18 protein-coding genes and 1 pseudogene are annotated in these 18,524 nt (G+C 60.4%); 9 read left to right on the top strand and 10 right to left on the bottom strand.

Annotation, left to right across the window (positions count from 1 at the left end):
• Nucleotides 1-104: 104 nt before the first annotated feature.
• Entirely contained in the window at nt 105-1,319 is a 1,215-nt protein-coding gene (locus ACVIYL_RS07550) for an ABC transporter substrate-binding protein (protein ID WP_456778145.1), read from the top strand.
• Between the two features lie 3 nt (nt 1,320-1,322).
• A complete protein-coding gene (locus ACVIYL_RS07545) occupies nt 1,323-2,846 on the top strand; it encodes a phenylacetate--CoA ligase family protein (RefSeq protein ID WP_456778144.1) in 1,524 nt (507 codons plus the stop codon).
• A gap of 54 nt (nt 2,847-2,900) precedes the next feature.
• On the opposite strand, the gene ACVIYL_RS07540 is transcribed toward ACVIYL_RS07545, so the two are convergent.
• Both ACVIYL_RS07540 and ACVIYL_RS07535 read right to left on the bottom strand, forming a co-directional pair.
• Nucleotides 2,901-3,653: an IclR family transcriptional regulator gene (locus tag ACVIYL_RS07540; protein ID WP_456778143.1), complete on the bottom strand. Its 753-nt coding sequence runs from the start codon at nt 3,651-3,653 to the stop codon at nt 2,901-2,903.
• A gap of 50 nt (nt 3,654-3,703) precedes the next feature.
• Nucleotides 3,704-4,507, bottom strand: coding sequence for an IclR family transcriptional regulator (locus tag ACVIYL_RS07535; RefSeq protein ID WP_456778142.1), 804 nt, complete (start codon nt 4,505-4,507; stop codon nt 3,704-3,706).
• Nucleotides 4,508-5,150: 643 nt separating this feature from the next.
• Here ACVIYL_RS07535 and ACVIYL_RS07530 point away from each other — a divergent pair.
• Together ACVIYL_RS07530 and ACVIYL_RS07525 are read left to right on the top strand one after the other, a co-directional pair.
• Nucleotides 5,151-5,279 (top strand): annotated as a pseudogene (locus ACVIYL_RS07530) (ABC transporter substrate-binding protein); the annotation flags it as partial.
• A 125-nt stretch (nt 5,280-5,404) separates the two neighbouring features.
• Complete coding sequence (locus ACVIYL_RS07525) at nt 5,405-5,596, top strand: hypothetical protein (RefSeq protein WP_456778141.1); 192 nt, start codon at nt 5,405-5,407, stop codon at nt 5,594-5,596.
• Here ACVIYL_RS07525 and ACVIYL_RS07520 read toward each other — a convergent pair.
• The 8 genes from ACVIYL_RS07520 to ACVIYL_RS07485 form a co-directional block, all read right to left on the bottom strand.
• Nucleotides 5,560-7,773 (bottom strand): helix-turn-helix domain-containing protein, encoded by a 2,214-nt coding sequence (locus ACVIYL_RS07520; RefSeq protein ID WP_456778140.1) that lies wholly within the window; start codon nt 7,771-7,773, stop codon nt 5,560-5,562. The two genes, ACVIYL_RS07525 and ACVIYL_RS07520, sit on opposite strands and share 37 nt — an antisense overlap.
• A gap of 142 nt (nt 7,774-7,915) precedes the next feature.
• Nucleotides 7,916-8,959 carry an alcohol dehydrogenase catalytic domain-containing protein gene (locus ACVIYL_RS07515; RefSeq protein ID WP_456778139.1) on the bottom strand — a complete coding sequence of 348 codons (1,044 nt, stop codon included), beginning with the start codon at nt 8,957-8,959 and terminating at the stop codon, nt 7,916-7,918.
• A 1-nt stretch (nt 8,960) separates the two neighbouring features.
• A complete protein-coding gene (locus ACVIYL_RS07510) occupies nt 8,961-10,220 on the bottom strand; it encodes a malate dehydrogenase (protein WP_456778138.1) in 1,260 nt (419 codons plus the stop codon).
• Nucleotides 10,217-10,837: a BMC domain-containing protein gene (locus tag ACVIYL_RS07505; protein WP_310884844.1), complete on the bottom strand. Its 621-nt coding sequence runs from the start codon at nt 10,835-10,837 to the stop codon at nt 10,217-10,219. The genes ACVIYL_RS07510 and ACVIYL_RS07505 overlap by 4 nt, the downstream gene beginning before the upstream one ends.
• Before the next feature lie 4 nt (nt 10,838-10,841).
• The gene (eutJ, locus tag ACVIYL_RS07500) at nt 10,842-11,669 is read right to left on the bottom strand and encodes an ethanolamine utilization protein EutJ (protein WP_456778137.1); all 828 of its coding nucleotides are present in this window, start codon (nt 11,667-11,669) and stop codon (nt 10,842-10,844) included.
• Nucleotides 11,670-11,671: 2 nt separating this feature from the next.
• Entirely contained in the window at nt 11,672-13,069 is a 1,398-nt protein-coding gene (locus ACVIYL_RS07495) for an aldehyde dehydrogenase family protein (RefSeq protein ID WP_456778136.1), read from the bottom strand.
• 48 nt (nt 13,070-13,117) lie between these two features.
• Nucleotides 13,118-13,417: a propanediol utilization microcompartment protein PduA gene (gene pduA / locus ACVIYL_RS07490; protein ID WP_310884841.1), complete on the bottom strand. Its 300-nt coding sequence runs from the start codon at nt 13,415-13,417 to the stop codon at nt 13,118-13,120.
• A gap of 55 nt (nt 13,418-13,472) precedes the next feature.
• Nucleotides 13,473-13,772, bottom strand: coding sequence for a EutN/CcmL family microcompartment protein (locus ACVIYL_RS07485; protein ID WP_310884840.1), 300 nt, complete (start codon nt 13,770-13,772; stop codon nt 13,473-13,475).
• A 209-nt stretch (nt 13,773-13,981) separates the two neighbouring features.
• Here ACVIYL_RS07485 and ACVIYL_RS07480 point away from each other — a divergent pair, with 209 nt between their 5' ends.
• From ACVIYL_RS07480 to ACVIYL_RS07460, 5 genes are all read left to right on the top strand, one after another.
• Nucleotides 13,982-15,004: a DUF7064 domain-containing protein gene (locus ACVIYL_RS07480; RefSeq protein WP_456778135.1), complete on the top strand. Its 1,023-nt coding sequence runs from the start codon at nt 13,982-13,984 to the stop codon at nt 15,002-15,004.
• Nucleotides 15,001-15,981, top strand: a complete 981-nt coding sequence (locus tag ACVIYL_RS07475; RefSeq protein ID WP_456778134.1) for an HAD family hydrolase — start codon at nt 15,001-15,003, stop codon at nt 15,979-15,981. Before ACVIYL_RS07480 ends, ACVIYL_RS07475 begins: the two co-directional genes overlap by 4 nt.
• A 40-nt stretch (nt 15,982-16,021) precedes the next feature.
• Nucleotides 16,022-16,438, top strand: a complete 417-nt coding sequence (locus ACVIYL_RS07470; protein ID WP_310884837.1) for a PEP-utilizing enzyme — start codon at nt 16,022-16,024, stop codon at nt 16,436-16,438.
• Between the two features lie 37 nt (nt 16,439-16,475).
• Nucleotides 16,476-17,885 (top strand): hypothetical protein, encoded by a 1,410-nt coding sequence (locus ACVIYL_RS07465; RefSeq protein ID WP_456778133.1) that lies wholly within the window; start codon nt 16,476-16,478, stop codon nt 17,883-17,885.
• 63 nt (nt 17,886-17,948) lie between these two features.
• Nucleotides 17,949-18,521: a hypothetical protein gene (locus ACVIYL_RS07460; RefSeq protein WP_456778132.1), complete on the top strand. Its 573-nt coding sequence runs from the start codon at nt 17,949-17,951 to the stop codon at nt 18,519-18,521.
• The last annotated feature ends 3 nt before the right edge of the window (nt 18,522-18,524 follow it).

The following is an 18,524-nucleotide window of genomic DNA, read 5'->3' as shown; positions in this document are numbered from 1 at the left end:
CGGTTTTCATCGGGTGAAAACCAGCGCACCCAATGCGTGAAGCTGCACTTTCGTGGGCTTAGCGTCGATCCGAGTCAACAAAGTGGGGGGAAGAGGGAGTGACAATGAAGTTGATGCAGGCTCTCGTCGGGATTGCCGTGTATCTGGCGCTTCAGGCCGGCGCGTGGGCGCAGGTCTCGGACAATGCGGTTCGGATCGGGGTGCTGACCGACCTCTCGGGTCCGTTCGCGGAGACCAATGGCAAGGGCGATGTCGTTGCAACCCAGATGGCGGTTGACGAGTTTGCCGGCCAGGTGCTCGATCGACCCATCGTCGTCATCTCGGGGGACCACCAGAACAAGGCCGACGTGGCCGCCGCGATCGCCCGCAAGTGGTTCGACGTGGACGGCGTCGATGCCATCGTCGGCGTACCCAATTCGGCGGTCGCGCTTGCCGTCAACGAGGTGGCGCGGACGCGCGGCAAGATCGTGCTGGCATCCGGGCCCGCGACCGGGGACCTGACGGGCAAGGCGTGCTCGCCGACGACGCTGCATTGGACATACGACACCTGGATGCTGGCAAACAGCACCGGGAAAGCGGTCACGCTGAGCGGGGGCGGCTCGTGGTTTTTCATCACGGCCGACTACGCATTTGGCCATGCGCTCGAGCGCGATACGACGCGCGTCATTGCGGAGAATGGCGGCCAGGTACTCGGCTCGGTCAAGGCGCCTCTCAATGTGTCCGATTTCGCGTCCTTTCTCCTGCAGGCGCAGGGTAGCAAGGCCAAGATCATCGGGTTGGCCAATGCGGGCGCCGACGCGGCCAATGCGATCAAGCAAGCGCACGAGTTCGGCATCGCCGACAACGGGCAGAAGCTGGCGGGATTGCTCGTGAGTGTCGTGGAGGTGAGCTCGCTCGGCCTCGATGTCGCAAAGGGGCTAGTCTTTACCGAGACATTCTATTGGGATCTCAATGACCAGACGCGCGCCTGGGCCAGGAAGTTCGGCGAGCGTCGCGATGGACGCATTCCGGGCATGGTCAACGCCGGCGCCTACTCCGCCATCCTGCACTATCTGAAAGCGGTCAAGGCGGCGGGTACCGATGAGGGCCTGGCAGTCGCTGCCAAGATGAAGGAGCTTCCGACCGACGATGCGGTCTTTGGCCCCGGCTTGGTGCGGGCGGATGGCCGCAAGATCCACCCGGCTTATTTGCTGGAGGCGAAGAGCCCGTCGGAGTCGAAGGGAGGATGGGACGTGGCGCGCGTGCGCTACACGATACCGGCCGAGGTGGCGTTTCGTCCATTGTCCGAAAGCGAGTGCCCATTGGTCAAGAAGAGCTAAGTCATGGTGTCGTATCCCTACCGTAACGGCCATCCGGACGAACAGCAGGCCATCTCGCTGAGTCGTCTTCTGACCTACGTTCGCGATGTCATCTATCCTTACTCGCCGTACTATCGCCAGGTGTTACAGCGAAGGGGCGTGGATCCCGCGGCGTTGCGATCCTACGGTGATTTCAGGCGTGCGGTGCCGCTGACCTTCAAGGAGGACATCGTCGCAAATCTCGCTGATCTCACCGTCATGCCTGCCTATCCAGGCGAGGCGTCCGCCTCTGGTGTCGAAGAGCTTACCCCCGCTCACTTGCGAGCCTATCGGAGCGCGGCCGAGACGCCGTCCACGCGCGACGTGTTCGGACTGCGCCCCGAGAGCGAGCGCGTTCAGGAACAGTTCCTGCGCGAATGGCAGCCGATCCATTTTCAGTTGTCGGGTGGCTCGACGGGACGCTCGATCACGACCGGGTACACGGCGCATGACCTGCGCTTGATGGAGCGATCCGGTGCGTGGCTTTATCAGCTCAACGGGCTGATCACACCGCAGGACGTCTGGATGAACCTGCTGCCGGCGGCGCCGCATCTTGGCATCTATGCCTCAATGCTAATTCCGTACATGAACGCTCAGCCGAACCTGAACACGTTTGGCGGCAAAGTGATGCCGACCGAACGTCAGATCGAATGGGCTGCGGAGATGGGGGGCACCGCAATTCTGGCGCTGCCCTCCTATCTGACGCACTGGCTCAGGAGCGCGAAACGATTGCTCGACCACGGGTGGATCAAGCCTCTGAAGAAGATAAAGCTCGCGATGTGCGTCGGCGAGCCGCTGACGGAGCCGTATCGGAAGCTGCTTAAGGAGCTATTCGCATCGATCGGGTCTGACGACGTGGCCGTACTCGAGGGGATGAGCTCGACCGAACTACGGGCGGGCGGCTTCTTCGAGTGCCGCGAGGGCTCGAAGCTCCACCTTGACCCCGAATATTTCTATCCGGAGATCCTGCACCGCGAAACGCGCGAGCCCGTCCCGTTCGGCGAACCCGGTGTGTTCGTCTGGAGCCATATCGATTGGCGCGGGACCGCCATCCTTCGCTATTGGACCGGTGACTATGTGAGCGGGGGAATGGTGTGGGACGAATGTCCACATTGCAGGTTGACGATGCCAAGGCTGCGAACGCCGATCTGGCGGGTGGAGCGCGATTTCACCAAGGTCAGAGGGACACGTGTCGAGTACGTCGCGCTGCAGGATGCCGTCCGCGGCGTCCCGGAGGTCCGCACCTACCAGGTCGTGCTTCGCAAGGAAGTGGCCGGCGATGCGACGTCGCGTGATCTTCTCGACGTCAGCATCGCGATCGCTGCGGACGCTGACGAAGCCGTGGTGAGAGAGCGGATTCAGGGCGCGTTGAAGACCCAGATCGAGCTGCGCGCCGATTCGATTGCCGTGGAGAGCATCGAGACGATCGAGGGCAGGCTGTTTGCAAAGAAACTGAAGGCAGAATGGATCGTCGATCAGCGTCCGGTGCTGGACCGCGCAGGCGTCTAGGCCTCTGCGAACACGTCGGGGAGCGGGGAAGGCTGCTTGAGGCCGCCCACTCGGCTAGAGCAGTTTGCCGATTTCGTCAGCCGCCTTGCGGAGCCTCGGTGCGATCTGGGGCAGTGTGTCGCGATTGATCCGCGAACTCCAGTCCGAGACCGCGATCGCACAGACGACGGTGCCTTCCTGATCGAACACCGGTGCCGCGTGCGAGGCAACGCCGGGGATCGCCTCCTCGAAATCGCAGCATCCTTTCTTGCTCCTCATGTAGGAGAAGTGGCGCTGCAGGAACCTCGGATCCGTGATCGTGTGGCTGGTGAATTGCCGCAAGAGGCGGTTTTGATACGTCGTGGCGAACTGCTTGTCGCCGCGGTAAGCGAGCAACAGCTTTCCGATTGCGCTGGCGTGCGCGGCCGTCGGCAAAGTCTTGAACGCTTCCCGGACATCGCGATCCCCGCTGTTGGTCAGGATGCGCTCATGGATCACGACATCCTCGCCCAGCAGTTCCCCGAGTTGAATCGCCCCCTTCACCTCCTGCGCCAGTCGCAGCAGGATTGGTTTGGCGGTGTCGCGAAGGAGCTGGGAACGCTGCGTCGAGTTGGCGAGACGGAATATCCTGTAGTTCAGCACATAGCGGTCGCGCTGGTCGCGCTTGATATAACCCATCTGCGTCAGCACGGCGAGCATGCGATAGGCTGTCGCCGTATGCAGCCCCACTTTATCGGCAATGTCGACCATGCGGAGCGGGCGAGGGCTCTGCCTAATGCATTCGAGCACATCGAAGCCGCGTGCCAAGGATCGATTTTGATAGGACATCACAGGCTCCCTTTGTGGCGTCGGTCGGCCCTCGCGCGCCGGCGTTTCGCTTATTGCTTCTCCGCGCCGAGGCGGATGGAAATTTCCCTTGCCGCGGCGAGCGTCAGCGATTTGACCTTGCTCAGATGCTCCGCCGAATATCGCTTCTTGAGGCCGCCGATGCTCAGCGCCCCGGCGAGCTTTGAACCCGGCCCGAAGATCGGGACGCCGATGGCGACAACGAACTCGGCGACATCCTCGTCACCGATCGCGTATCCATCGGCGCGGACGCTGGCGAGTCTCGATCGGATCTTTCGCGGGTCAGTCACGGTCGCCGCGGTTCGAGCCGGCAGTGGGCCGCGCAGTATCTCCTCTTGCTGTTCCAGGTTCATGTTTGCAAGCAGCACAAACGGTGCTCCTCCGCAGTGAAGCGGCAATGTCTTTCCAACGGTCATGACGTTGGCGAGAACGGGAAAGTCTCCGTCGACCTTTTCGATGCACAGCGCTTCCATGTTGTGCTCGACCGTGAGCAGAACGGTGTCGTTTGTCTGCTGCGACAGCGCGCGCATGACCGGCGTCGCAGCCGTGTGCAGGGCGGTGTTCGTGATCGCCGTGCTTCCCAAGCTGAAGAGGTCAAGGCCTAGTCGATAAAGGCCTGTTCGTGAACTTCGCTCGACAAAGCCCTCTTCTTCGAGGGTGCAGAGCATGCGGTAGCAGACCGTCCTGGGATAGCCGGTCTCCTCGACCAATTCGCCCAAAGACTTTTCCGGAGACGCGTGGGTGAACGTCCTCAAGATCCGGATCGCCTTGCGAAGCGACAAACTCCGGTCGCCACTGGGCGCAGACGTCTCGCGGGTGGTCTTCGTCGTCGCCACCTGGATTTTTCCCCATCCGTGATGTCCGATAATCGGAACATGTGTTCGATTATAGGGAAAGTCAAGTCCGATTGACGCGTCTCAAAAGAGAAACCAAGTTCCCGCAGCTCCGTATGACCCTGGTGCTCGAATAGGGATGAAGGAAGCGGTTTGAGCCACTTCTAGCATCGAGGGACCAACTAGCCTCTCCTTCGGCCCCGCGTGTGATGTTTTGCCCAAGCTGATGTGTCACAGCACATCCAGCCGATCGCTTCGATGGTTTCGTTGTGCGATTGTACCAAGGTGGGTTTTTTGAGAACTGGCTCGTGATGGGCAAAGCGGTTACGCAATCTGCGAATTGCGTTTAAGCGGCCAAATGTTTCGGGCGTCGCGGCGGCGGGGCCGGATAGGAATCGAACCATCAACCAAACCGTTACGAGCGGTCATTAGCTGACACGAGAATAGCACGGTCGCTCGCTCTCTTTGCCGCGAAGACGATTGAAGAGATCCGACCGTCTGAATCCGAGGGGCCAAAAGGCACTTCTTCGAGAGCGAGTTCTCCAAAACGACCCGCAGCTATACCGGAAAGGGTACTGTCAAATACCAGTGGTGAGTGATGTTCGCTGCGCGCAGGCCGGTCGACCGATTGGGACGGCGACCGGGGGAAGTGCTGCGCCGCGGCGGCGACCTCACGCGCGCCGGCGTGATGAAGCAGGCGGCGAGCCGGAAGCAGTTTGCGCAGGGCGGTTTGCTGCCAGGCGTGACGCTGAACACCGGCCCCGACGACTTCCAACTCACCGCAAGAGAGTTTCTATTCCACGGTCCTGCATGAACTGACGCATTTCAGCAGCGCACCCCCGCGCCCGAACCGGGAGAAAAAGCAAGCGATTTGCCGACAAGCCCTATTGCTTCGAGGAATTGAATTGTGGAACTCGGTGCGGCGTTTGCGCCGAACTCGAGATCAGCAACGAACCGCGCCAGGATCACGCTCAGTATATCGCCCCTCATCTAGCAGACAAGCGCGCGGTCTTTCAGGCAGCAACTGCCGCGATCTCTTTCTCGCGCGATATTACCTATCCTATGAGGTCATTCATCCGCAGCGCTAGATAGAGCAGGACGCGTTGCTCGTACGCCGCAAGTTTGAGCCCGGTCAATCGCTCGATCTTGTCGAGTCGATAGGCGACTGTTTTTTGATGGGTGCGGAGCTCCTTGGCCGCAGCTTGCTGGGAACAGTTGCATGAGAAAAACGTTCGCAGGGTCTGGAAGAGCACGTCTCGCTGCGGGCTCTTCTCTTTGAGAAGCTTGCCCAAGGTTTCTTTCGCAAACTGGTGAAAGTCGGCTCCTTCCCGCATACTCATGAGAAGCCCGGCGACGCCGACTTCATCGAAGCCCACGACAGCCGCTTGGCGATTTTGGCGCGCAACGTCAAGCGCGATATGAGCGTCTTTCCATGCATCCGGCATCAGCATAGGATCGCGACAGCTCCGACTTAGGCCGATATAGACAAGCGAGCCAGGAACGCGCCGCATGACTTCCGCCAGAAGGCTTTGAGCAAAGTCGCGGACGCGCACGGCATCGGACGTGGAGACCACGAGGGCCAGTTCGTTGCCCCGCAACCCAGACAGCCGAACGAGATGTCGGGACGACAATCGGTCAGGGGCTTCCACAACCGACCGGCGACGAGCTTCAATTTCGCCGCCGGTAAGCAACCCGGATTTGCCAGGTTTATCGATCCCGTCCACGCAGCATACGAGAACGCAGTATTCTCCAGGAATCTCGGCATTTAACTCTTTCGCTCGCTGGAGCGCGAGCTGACGCAGGTGATCCGGACCTTCAAGCAGGTCCCACGTCAGTATGGCCAGCTTGTCGGTGAGAGCACGCGCAGCCGCCCTCTCCTTGGTTTGATGAAGCGCCGTCGTCACACACAGCTCTGTAATCGCGAGTTGGGCGCTCTCGTCTTCGATTTCTGGATCGATGAGAATGGCCCAGCCCATCAGTTCCGATCCCGCCGTGATACTTTGGAACGCGAAGCGGAGCGTCCCTGAAGTCAAGGTCTTGTGGCGCGTATCCGACCCCGTACTTTGCGAGATTCCGGTACGGATAGCGCGCAGAATCGCATCGGTGACGGAGCTGGAGGGATGGCATGCTTTAACATCCAGGTGCTTATCGAGGATCAGAACCGGAGAACGCAGATGCTCGTGAGCCCGTTGGGCGATCTCCGACAGGCTGCCACCGTTGAGCAATGTCGAGATCAGACTTTCTTGCAGGTTTGCGGAGTTGCGTATGACGTCGTAGCGCTGCTGAAGCTCAGCGTGGGCATCCTTCAGCTTTTGCGTGGCTAACTCGCGCGCTTCAAGCAGCGCCGCATTTTCGATGGCCAGGGAAGCAAGATTGGCGAGCGTCGCGAGTTCCGCCGTATGCTGCGCCGTGAAGGTGGACGGCTTTCGTCTCCAGACCTCTAGGACTCCGATCACCTGGTCCTGTGACATAAGCGGAACGGCCAAGGCTGAACGGACGCGCTCCGCGCGCGCGAGACTCATGAAGTCGCGGCTGATAATTTCGCTTTGAACATAATCTTCGATCGAGCAGGGCTGCCGGGTCTGCAGCACCCTCCCTCCAACGCCTTGGCCTGCTTTCATGCTCAGGCGCGCCGTCTCGACCGCAAAGTTTCCGGTGCAACGCTTCATAACCAAAGCGTCGCCCTCAAGAAGCATGATGCCGCAGATATCGGCGGACAGCCTGGTCTTGGCTTCGTGAGTGATTTGAAGAAAGATCTCCTGCAAATCGTGACTTTTAAGGATCTTATTTGCAACGCGCTGGAATACGCGGATCGCTTCGAGCTTGTCGGGATTGACGGTTTGACTCTCACTCGATGCGATAGCGAGCCCAAAGACTTTGGACAGGACCGCGGCGGCTTCATTGAGCGCCGCAGGATCGCCAACACCCTCGGCAAGCAGGCCAACGCGGGCCACTTGCACGGGGATAAAGGCAGAGTTCTCGAAAATCACCACACTGTCTGCCGCGTCGGGCAGGCTCTCGATCAACGCTTCGTCGGCGCCGTCATTGAGTCTCTCCCATTCTCGCCAGGCGCCAGCCGAACGAACGAGAAGTCGTACGTCCTTTGCGGAGAGCAGATTGCGAAAGAGAATACGAGCTTCGGAAAACAGCGCTTGCGTGCCGTGGTCGGCCGCGTTGACAAGCGTGCCAATAGCGTCTTTCAAAAAAGCCACCGGTAAAGCGGGATGCGGCTCCAAAACGACGTGCGCCAGCGGCGCGGTCCTGCTCATGCATACTCCTCCCAGGCGGCTCGGAGTGGCGCTGCAACGGCTCGTCTTCGCGAGGCCATTTTGTGCAACGCAATACGACTGCGGCCCTCGTAAGAGCTTGCTCTGACTTGCCTTAATTGGCAACCGCGCAACGACAGCCCGACTAAATCCGAGGATCGATTACGGCCTTCAGAATCCTTTGCGCCTTTAGATCGGCATAGGCTTGCACGGCGTCAGCAAATCCAACCCGGCGATCCACAACAACGGTGGGGTCGAGAACGCCGGTCGTGATCAATGACAGAAGTCTGGGACGAAGCCGGATCGAGTCGCCGATCGCAAAGCCCAGCGTGAGCTCGTTTGCGAAACTCTTGGCGAGTGGAAACGGCCAGCTTTCGGTGGCATGGGCACCAACCGAGATGATACGCCCACGCTTTCTTACGAGATCGAAAGCTCCGGTCAGGGTGACGGCTGCTCCAACGGCTTCGACGACCAGATCGGCCCCCTCACCATCAGTCAGGCTGTCAATGAGCGAGCGGGCTTCGCTGGGCGAGGTAGCAAGGCTCCCGTTCGCACGGGCAAAGGCGCGGCGGGTCTCGCTGGGCTCGATAACGACGACTGCGCCAGCTCCTGCTGCTTGCGCGGACAGACTTGCCAGCTGGCCAACACTGCCGCCTCCTATGACAGCGATGATTTCTCCGGGCAGGAGAGCACCCCGCTCGACGGCTGCCCATCCCGTTGCGAGGTTATCGCCAAGAAGAATGGCGGCTTCATCGGAGCACCCCTTCGGCAACAAACCCAGCGTTGTGTCCGCGTTGGGAACCCGTACGATTTCCGCCTGTGCCCCGTGGAGCGCCGGGCCAAAAGACGTTCCTGTGCCGAAGAACGCCCTTTCGTGGCATTCCCAATGGTCGCCCCGGTCGCACCAACGGCAGTGACCGCAGGCGGTGAAGTCGGACGACATCACCCGGTTGCCAACCTTGAACCGTGTCACGGCCGCGCCGACCGCAATGACTTCGCCGACGAACTCGTGGCCAATAATTGCACCAGGCCGGATGCCCGCGAAGTCGCCGGCAGTCACGTGAAGGTCCGTGCCACAGATGCCGGCCAATTCCACGCGTACCAGAGCGTCTCCAGGCTGCTCCACCTGCGGCGGAGCAACGTCCTGCAAGGCGACAGTCCCGCGACCCTGGTAGACAATGGCGCGCATATCAGCCCAATTCGGAAATGCGTTTGGCGATGCTGCGGGCAGCTTCCGCTAGCGCAGCTTGTTCTTCAGGACGGAGTGGGAGTGTGACGATCTCCTTGACACCATTTGCGTCCAGACGGACGGGAAGACCCAGGCGCGTGTCCGCCACGCCGTAAGCTCCTCCCGATTGCACACAAGCCGCGATCATGGGGCTGCTGCCTTTCACCATGGCTGCGACCATCGAGGCAGCAGACTCGGCTGGCGAGAAATAGGCACTACCCTTTTGGAGCAGTTTGACGACCTCAGCGCCGGAGTCCCGTGCGCGCTCAACGATGGCAGCCAGGCGATCCTTGGCGATCAACGTCTCGATCGGTCGACCGTTCGCAGTCGCGAGGCTTAGGGGAATGACCATCTCGGCGCCATGGCTGCCGAGGGCGATCGCATCGACATCCTGGGGCCTCGCGACGCCCTCGAGCGCGATGAGTGAGCAGAAGCGTGCGCTGTCGAGCACGCCCGCCATCCCGATGACCTTGTTGGCGGCGAACCCGGACAGCTTGGCCATCAAATGGGTCATCTCCTCGAGCGGGTTGGTCACGACGACCACCACCGCGTTTGGCGCATAACGACGAATTCCGTCCGCGACGCCTCCAACGATTTCTGCATTCACACCCGTGAGATCGGTGCGGCTCATGCCGGGCTGACGGGGGCGACCAGCCGTCATGACGACGTAGCGCGCCTCTTCGAGCGCCGCGAGATCGGTGCTTCCTTCGATGCGGGTTGTGAATCCTCGCAGCCCCGAGCTATGCCACATGTCGAGGGCCAACCCGGCGGCAAGGCCGGGAACGATATCGACGAGAACCACGCGCGAGAAGAGAGAGGTTTCAGCAAGCCGGAGCGCGGTCGTGGCCCCGACATGCCCCGCGCCAATCACCGCTGCCCGCGGTCGATCGTCGTTCGTAGCGGCATTCGGCTCGCCCCCAACGCGCATTTGCGGGGGCACAGGTGCCCCACGGCGATAAAGCGAGCCCGAGAGCGCGCCCAGCTGAAGCGAACCGGGACTCACTGAGGGTTTGGCCGCGGGGGCGGATCGCGAAGGAGCTAGCGGGATCGAAGGCATGGGTGACGCCGCAGGCGGTGCAGCGCTCCGCAGCGAACCGGATCGTTCGATCCGGATGTTCAGCTCTTTGGCGCGGTCGGCCGCCAGCGGCGTCAGAATATCCTTCGCAGATATGATGAGAACGCCGTTAGCACGCTCGACATCTGCAACAGAAACGACGCTCATACTTTCGTTCCTCCCAGTTCCTCCAGCGAGGCGACCGCAGCTTTCGCCGCACTTTCGACTTCACTCTCGGTGCCAGAGATGAACAGCCGGCCGAACCGGCCGACCGCGCGGACTTCGATCAAGCTGATGTTGGCAGCCTTCTCGGCCTCATTGCCGGCCAGCGTTACATAGGCCGCGGGCGTCGCTTCGAGCACGAAAAGGCTCGACCTCGGCAATAGCAGATTGCCCTTGCGCCACTTGTTGATGAGCTGAGCTTGATAGGGATTGACGTTTGTGACGAATTGCGAAGACGCAATCGTCGGCCGCACACGGTCCTCTTCCTTGAGACCGAGGTAGTCGAGGACGGCTTGACCTGCCGCAAGCACTTCCGATTGGGTGCGGGAGTGAATTTCGAGAAGGCCAAACTCGCGTTCGATGATCTGTAGCGCCGGGCGCACGTCGGCCGCCTTGAGCGCAATGTCGGCGCACCGGAAGATCTCGTTGCCGGGTGCCACCTCGATGAAAAGCTCAGACATCCCGGCCACAGGCACATCCCCCTGACAGGTGGATGCGACATGCGCGGCAGCCTGGGGCTGCATGCTGTCGATGAAGGCGTATGTTCGCAGTTGGAAATCCATTGGGTTAGCTCTTTGCGATTCCGAAAGGAGTGACGAGTTCTGAGTGTGGATAAGCCCAGGTCTCAATTCCGCAGAAGGCAGCGACGATCGATGCCGCGTGAGGGACCCGGACCGCGCCGCCCACAAGATGAATGGAGCGAACGTCGCGGTCTCTGATTTGCCGGAGGATTGAGGTCGCGATCCGCTCAACGCCTGGACGAAGGATGTGAGAGTAATCCTCCTTGCCGAGGCGTTTGCGTTCCTCAGCATCTTCAACGGAAATTCGCAACGCGCCGGCGAGGATGAGGTCGAGGTGATGACCTCCGCCCGGCTCGTCATCGAGGGCGATGATCGTGCCGTTCTCCACGATGCCGACACCCGTGGAGCCTCCGCCAACATCGACAATCGCGCCATTGTCCAGTCGCAGCAGCGCTCGTGCGGCAGACACCTCGTCGACGAGCTGGCGGCAGGTGATACCTGCGTTTTCGAGGACATACCGGCACGCGCGAGCTTCGGCCTCTGGAACGCCCGGAGGAAACGCTGTTGCGGCGGCGCCGATCTCCGCCCCCAATGCGGTCGTTGCCGAGCTCTTTAGCTGCTTGACGGCGGTGACGGCATCTCCAAAATTGACGACGACGCCGTCGCGCACGGCCTGACAGGGAAGACTATCCCAATAGACTGGACGCCCGGCTCCATCCACGGCGGTCAAAACGATCGTCGCAGTCCCGAGATCCACACCGAAGGATACCGGAGCTTCGGAGGACGGAGCACGAAAGGTTGCTGCTGCCGATTCGAGAAACGCCGTTGTTTCGTGGTTGACCGCTGAAATGCTCGATTTGACGCGCGCAAGCATGGCTAGATCCCCATGTTCGCCTGATAGAGCGAGCGCCACGGACGCACTTCATGCGCGATACGTTTGATGTTGATCAGATGAAGTGGCGTGACGTTGTCGGAGACAATCGATCCACTCCAGGTGCCGGTGCCGAGCATAAACGATGGGTCGGTCGCGCAGCTATAGCCCATGCCGCCAAACAGAGTTGGCGTATTGATCACGATGCGTCCGGCACGAAGGGCCGACATGGTGGCGATGACCTGATCGTCCTCGCAGTGAAGACCGAGGGTGTGGCCTTCGCCACCGAATGCGAGGATATGGCGGCAGCGTTCGTACCCTGCCGCGAGGTCTGCCGTGCGGTAAAAGGACAAAACGGGCCCGAGGATCTCGCGCGACAGCGGTGCCTGTGGGCCTACTTGTGCCAACTGCGCCCCGAGAACCTTACAGTCTCCGGGAACGCCAACATTGATTCGACGGGCCAGCTCTTTGGCCGACAAGCCAACCGCTTCCGGCCTGAGTTCATCTTTGTCGGTAAAGATGATCTCCGCCAAACGTTTCTGATCCGCTTCGTTCAGAAAAAACGTTCCTTGGGCTGCGAACGCGGCGATACCCGCGTCGGCGATCGGCTCATCCAGCACGACGGACTGTTCGGCGACGCATGCCGTGCCGTTGTCGAACGACTTCGACGTGATAGCCATCAGCGCGGCTTCCTTCACGTCTTTGACCGACCGATGGATGTAGACGGGCACGTTGCCGGCGCCGACGGCAAATGTCGGCTTACCGCTTGAATACGCCGCACGCACCATTCCCGGCCCTCCGGTTGCGAGCACAACGGAGACGTCGGGATGGCGCATGAGCTCTCCCGTTGACTGAATAGTGGGTAGTGCAAGGCACGAAATCAGGCCCTTGGGCGCTCCGGCCTTGACTGCGGCTTCCGCCATGATCTCTGCCGCCCGGACACAGCACCGCACGGCGCGGGGGTGCGGTGCACATACAATGGCGTTGCCCGACTTTACGGCCGCCAGGCACTTGAATAGGACCGTGGAAGTTGGGTTTGTGACGGGGATGATGGCCGCGATCACGCCCATCGGAGACCCAACGGCCGTCATGCGGTTGACTTCGTCGACCCACAGAACTCCCACCGTCCGCATCGGGAGCATCGACGCGGCGACGAATTTGGTATTGTAGAGGTTCTTCAGGATTTTGTCCTCGTACACGCCAAACCCGGTCTCGTCGACCGCCATTCGGGCAAGCTCCTTGGCAGCGGCCGTGCCGGCATCCGCCATCGCCCGAACAATGCTGTCGACTTTTTCCTGATCCGCGCCAGCGAACGCTTGGAAGGCTGCCCGCGCTTGACGCGCTTTGTTGCGCGCCTCCGCCAAGCCCGCCAAATCGGAATCAAGATCCATTGCCACGCCCATGGACTCACTCATGCATTGGAGTTTTGAGAATCAGATGGGAGATGGCGGTCAGCCCTTGCCGAGAATTCCTTCGACATCCTCGTGCGGTCGGGGAATGACGTGAACAGAAACTACTTCTCCGACTTTGCCGGCTGCCGCAGCGCCGGCATCCGTGGCGGCCTTAACGGCGCCGACGTCGCCGCGTACCATCACGGTGACGAGGCCCCCGCCGATCTGTTCGCGCCCGATCAGCCGCACATTGGCGGCCTTCACCATGGCGTCGGCCGCTTCGATGGCTCCCACGAGCCCCTTGGTCTCGACAAGACCGAGGGCTCCCCTCGGTTGACCGGTCGTTGGCGTCGTATTCATTTGAGCGTCTCCTTGCTTTGGTTGGGATGTATTGTTCGGCGGGCGATTTTGCCGGTCATGCTTTCGAGTAGACATTCTTGCTGCCGATCTGAACTGTATCGACCACCGCAATGATCGCAGCATCGGTCGGTACGTTGGAAGCGTCGGGAATGCGCGCAGCGCTTCCGCGCGTCACGAGTACGATCTCGTCCTCACCGGTCCCCACGAGATCGATTGCGACATAAGTCGTGGCGCCCTCAGGCGTAGCCGCATCCGTTGCCACTTCGACGGGGGCTACGACGAGCAGTTTGTAGGAATTCAGGCCGGACGACTTGATCGTGGAAACAACGGTTCCGACTACACGCCCGATCTCCATAGCGCACTCCCTGGACACGATTGTCGGCGCTCGACTGACGCCATTTTCGTGAACACTAGGGGGTCTAGCTGCGCGGCGTCATTCTCTTGCCCGGATAAAAAACAGCCGGCCGATTTATCTTGGACGCCCATGGCAAGGGCATTTTAAATACGGATGATGACGGTGCTCGCAGAGGGTGCCGCCAAGAGCGCCAGCTAGGGAGGAATAGCATGATTCAAGACGAAGACGTCCATTTTCACAAGGCGGACGCGGGCGTCCCGAATTGGGCGGAGACGAACTTTTTTGGGTTCTTCAACGCCGAGGCGAAACTCAATATCGGCGTCTACGCGCTGTTTCGTCCCAACCTGGGTATCGTCAGCTCCACGATCTGCATGAATTCCGGGTTTGCCAACACCCCTTGGGAAGCTGACTTCTGCGATCTTCGAGCGTCGATGCCGATCCCTGAGCCGCGCGATCTCAGCGCGTTCAAGCTCGAGAATTCGCTCGGCATCAAGTGCCTGCGCCCGAATATGGATTGGCACATCGGGTATGATGACGGCGAAGGCACATTGATCGACGTTAACTATCGTTCGATCATGCTTCCTTTCGATATTCACGATCCCGATATGGACCCGATGAAGGCGAAAGCCCTCAAAGAAGCCGAACAGGGCGGCAAGTTCGCTTGGGGGACGGCCTATAACGGTCACTTCGACCAGACGGGACATTTCAAGGGAAGGGTCGCCATACGCGGCGAGACGTTTCCGATCGACTGCATCTCGACCATGGATCACAGTTGGGGCCCTCGACCCGAGCGTGGCGCGCCCAACATGAGCTGGTTGCACGCCCACTTCTCGAAAGATCTCGCTTTCCACGTCATTTTCAGCTTCGACCCGAAGACGAACGGCCGCGAACTGTCCCTAGCTCATGGCTATGTGGTCGAAAAGAGCAAGATCTTCGGTCTGAAAGCGGCCTACGGCACGACAAAGAGGTCGCGCGACCGGTATGCCGATGAGGTCGATCTTGTCCTGACCGACAGCAGTGACCGGGAGTGGAAGCTGCACGGCAAGGGACTGACCAGTTTTCCCTGGCAGTGCTGGCCCAACATGGTGTCCTTCAACGCCTTGGCGCGGTGGACCTGCCAGAATCTGACCGGCTACGGGGAAATCCAGGACTTCTTCGAGATGCCGCAGCTGACCGCGCTGAACGCGGCGCCGGAGACCCGTATCCGCGCTGGGATGGCAGAAGCGAGATGAAAGAGGTGCTTGCTGTCCTCTTCGATCTCGACGGAACGCTGGTGCAGACCCGGGAAGCGTCGTGGCGGGTCTTCGCCAAGACGAACGCCGCCCTCGGGCTGGGCATCAACAGCCAGTCCGAATTCTTCCGTCTCCTCGAAGACAATATGTTTCATGGGCTTCAGAAGCATTGTGGCGACGGGCGGCGAGCCGAAGAGGCGGCACGGCATTTCCTTGACCTCTTGCAACGCGAATACAACCCAGAGTTTGTCCCGGGAATGGCGGACGTTGTGCGGGCGTTCGCCGGAAGCTGCTCACTCGCCGTGATATCCTCCAATTCCGTCGCCACCATCCGACGCATATTGGATCGCGAAGGACTGACGCATTGTTTCTCGCACGTATTCGGCGGCGATGTCGAAAAAGACAAGCGGGCCTGCGTTCGGCGCTTTCTGGTGGACGGTTCCTATCTGGTCAGCCGCAATTGCACGCCCGCTTACCGGGAGGGCCATGAGCCAGAGGCTCCGCGCGCGGATCAAATCGCACTCATCACAGACACCGTGGGCGATGTTCGTCATGCCGTGGAATGCGGCGTTCGCGCCATCGGCGTCGCTTGGGGCATGCATTCCGAGCAACAGTTGCGCGCCGCCGGCGCGGAATTTGTCGCCGTATGGCCGCAAGAGCTCGTGGCACAGTTGCTGCCTGACGGCTTTGCTTCAGGTTGCGCGATCGTGCCGGTGACCGAGCCCGGCGCTTGCTGCGGAAGCGGCGCCTCGCACTGCAATTGCAGTTGCCAGCATAGCGAGCTCGCCGAAGTAGCGGCCGTCCGACGAAGCCGACGCCTCGCCGCGACGGAGGCGCTCGGCGAACGCACGACGTGTGGCGCCGGAAGCTCTCCGGCACGCGACGACGTTCCCAGCGCCCGCGTCAGGGATGCGGACAATCTCCTTTTGCATACCCTTCGCCGGCTGCGAGGCGGCGAGCGACAGCTGTTCCACTGACCAATTCATCAGCCACGTCAACACACAGGGAGGAGCTTAAATGAGTTACATCGCGGAAGGTTACAACAGCTTCGAGACCAAAAAGACGCCGTCCGGCACCGTCAAGTATCTTCCGGATCCGAAGTCTGTCATCGCCCTGATCCAGAGTGGCAAGCTGAAGGAGCACATTCTCCTCGTTCAGGGCGGAACGACGACCTTCCTTGCGCCGGCCCTTAGCATGGGCGCGATCGGCGTGATCACGATGTCTGGCGCGCCGGAGTCCCATCTCGGGATTCTTTCGCGCGAATTTCAGATGCCTTGCGTGATGACGACCTACCTGACCGACAGCGACTCCCGCTACGTCACCGGCGGAAACAACGACGCGCACTTCGCAGCCATCATCAAGGCCCTCGAGGGCAAGAAGGTCCAGCTGCACTGCGAGGACAGGGAGACCGGTCGGATCGCCATCGTCAGCTGATCAATTCCAAATATAATCGCAATCGAGGAGGAAACCGATGTCTACCTATAAGGACCGTTATAAGTCTGCGGACGACGGCATGCGTTTTCAGGATCTCGTGTACCAAGGCAATTTCAAGGGCTTGGATCCGGTGCCCGACGGCATTCTTGGCGACAAGATCTTACGCCAGCGCGCAAAGAGCAAGGTGCTCGAGAAGGTCAGCAAGGAAGACGTCCTGCGCGACCAGTTCACGGTCGACGAGCTGAATGACCTCAACAACTATCTGGCCTGGAACATCTGGGACGTACTCGTGATGCGCGCGACCGAGGGCGTGTCCGGCATGATCCCGCGCCAGGAGTACGAAATCCTCGCGTTCATGCACGAGTTCTATCGATGGCCCGAAATCCTAGAAATGACGACCAATGAAGTTGGCGCCCAGGGCATCATCGACATCGGTGCGTCGGCCCGTCGCGAGATCGGCACGAAGGTGAACTGCGTCCACGACTGGTGTATCGGAGCGGTCGGCTTCGGCATGGGACGTTGCGGCCTGCTGGCGCTCGAAGCCATCCAGCCGCAGGACTACGTCCGCGAGAGCAACATCATCCTCAAGTTCATGCAACGTGTTCTCTGGGGCAAGCGCCAGGATGGCTACATCCTGAACTCCCAAGACCGCTATCGCTGCAAGATCCACGAGAAGGACATCCTCGACAAGCTCGTCGGCCAGGTCGAATACTTCGAACCTGGCAGCGAGAAGCATGACTCGTTCGTGCGCTTCAATGCCGCCGCAGAGCTTCTGTCATTCCTCGACCACTATGATTGCCGACTGGGATTGGGCGACACCGGCCCTTACGAGCTTCCCGACGGCAAGATCATGATCATCCGCGACCTCTTTACCAACGAGGAGGCCTTTGATTGGAGCGATGTTTGCGACCACGAGAATGTGCCACACTGCTACACGTTGTGCCTTGTCATCGATCCCGACAAAATGAATCTTTCGGAGATTCGGGTGAACGACATCTCGACGACGTTTACGCGGCCGAAGAACTACATCGAGCATATCGTCGGCGGCGCGGTCTTCGTGCGTGAGAAATGGAACACGCCGATGGGCGAGGTCTACCCCGTCAAGATCTCGGAGTTGGACAAGCGTCTTGAGGGAATCCAGCAGGCTACGTTCAAGCTCTATACGAAGTTCTCACGGATGTCCCGGCGTACCCTTATCACCAACGGCATGTACGTGTACTACATCGACATGATCCTGCCGCATCTGCGCCTGGCCGGCACCTACGACAAGGCCTGCAAGGATTACGAGTTCTGGGAGATCGACCAGCGGGTTTCCAACTACTACTACGACATCGTGAAGCGGGGCTTTGCTCAGGCGACGGTGCCGCAGAAGATCTTCTCGGGTGAGGGCTATCTTCCGTTCCCCGACAATGTCAGCCTCAGCCGATCAAAGTACTACTGGAAATAGCCAAGAACGCGACGTCGGACGCCGCTTCACGCGACGTCCGGCACCGTATCGATTGGACGGATGATGACAGCATTAAGCGAACAAGAGTTTCTCGTGCTGAACGGCGCCCATTTGAAGAAGATGGCATCCGCCAACGAGCTGGCGCGCGCCGTTGGCGTCGCCGCCTCGGACGCCGAGGCCGTACTCAACGCTGCAGCAGACAAAGGGCTGCTAATGGTGGCCGAAGGCAAGTATCTGCTGCTGCCGGACGGCACCAGCGCCGTGCACGAATACTATACGACCGCCTACGGGACCCTGCGATCCAATGAAGAAGTTCTGGCGTGGTACGACCGCTTCGAGACGATCAATGACCAGTTCATCAAGCAGGTCAGCGAGTGGCAATCGGCGGATGGCGATGACCGAATTCAGGCGCGCCTCATCAAGACCGTGGAGCGGCTGATCAAGAACATCGGAGAGTTGACACCGCTGATCCCGCGCTATCACACCTACGTGGATCGCTTCGGCGCAAGCGTCGCGCTCGTGGACCAGGGCGAGAAGGACTATGTCTGCAAGCCCACGCTCGATTCCGTTCACAATGTCTGGTTCGAATTTCACGAGGATATTCTCTCAGTGATCGGTCGGCCACGGGATACGTGAAAC

This window comes from Bradyrhizobium sp. USDA 3315 (assembly GCF_054056795.1).
This window is presented reverse-complemented; position numbering and strand designations above follow the sequence as displayed.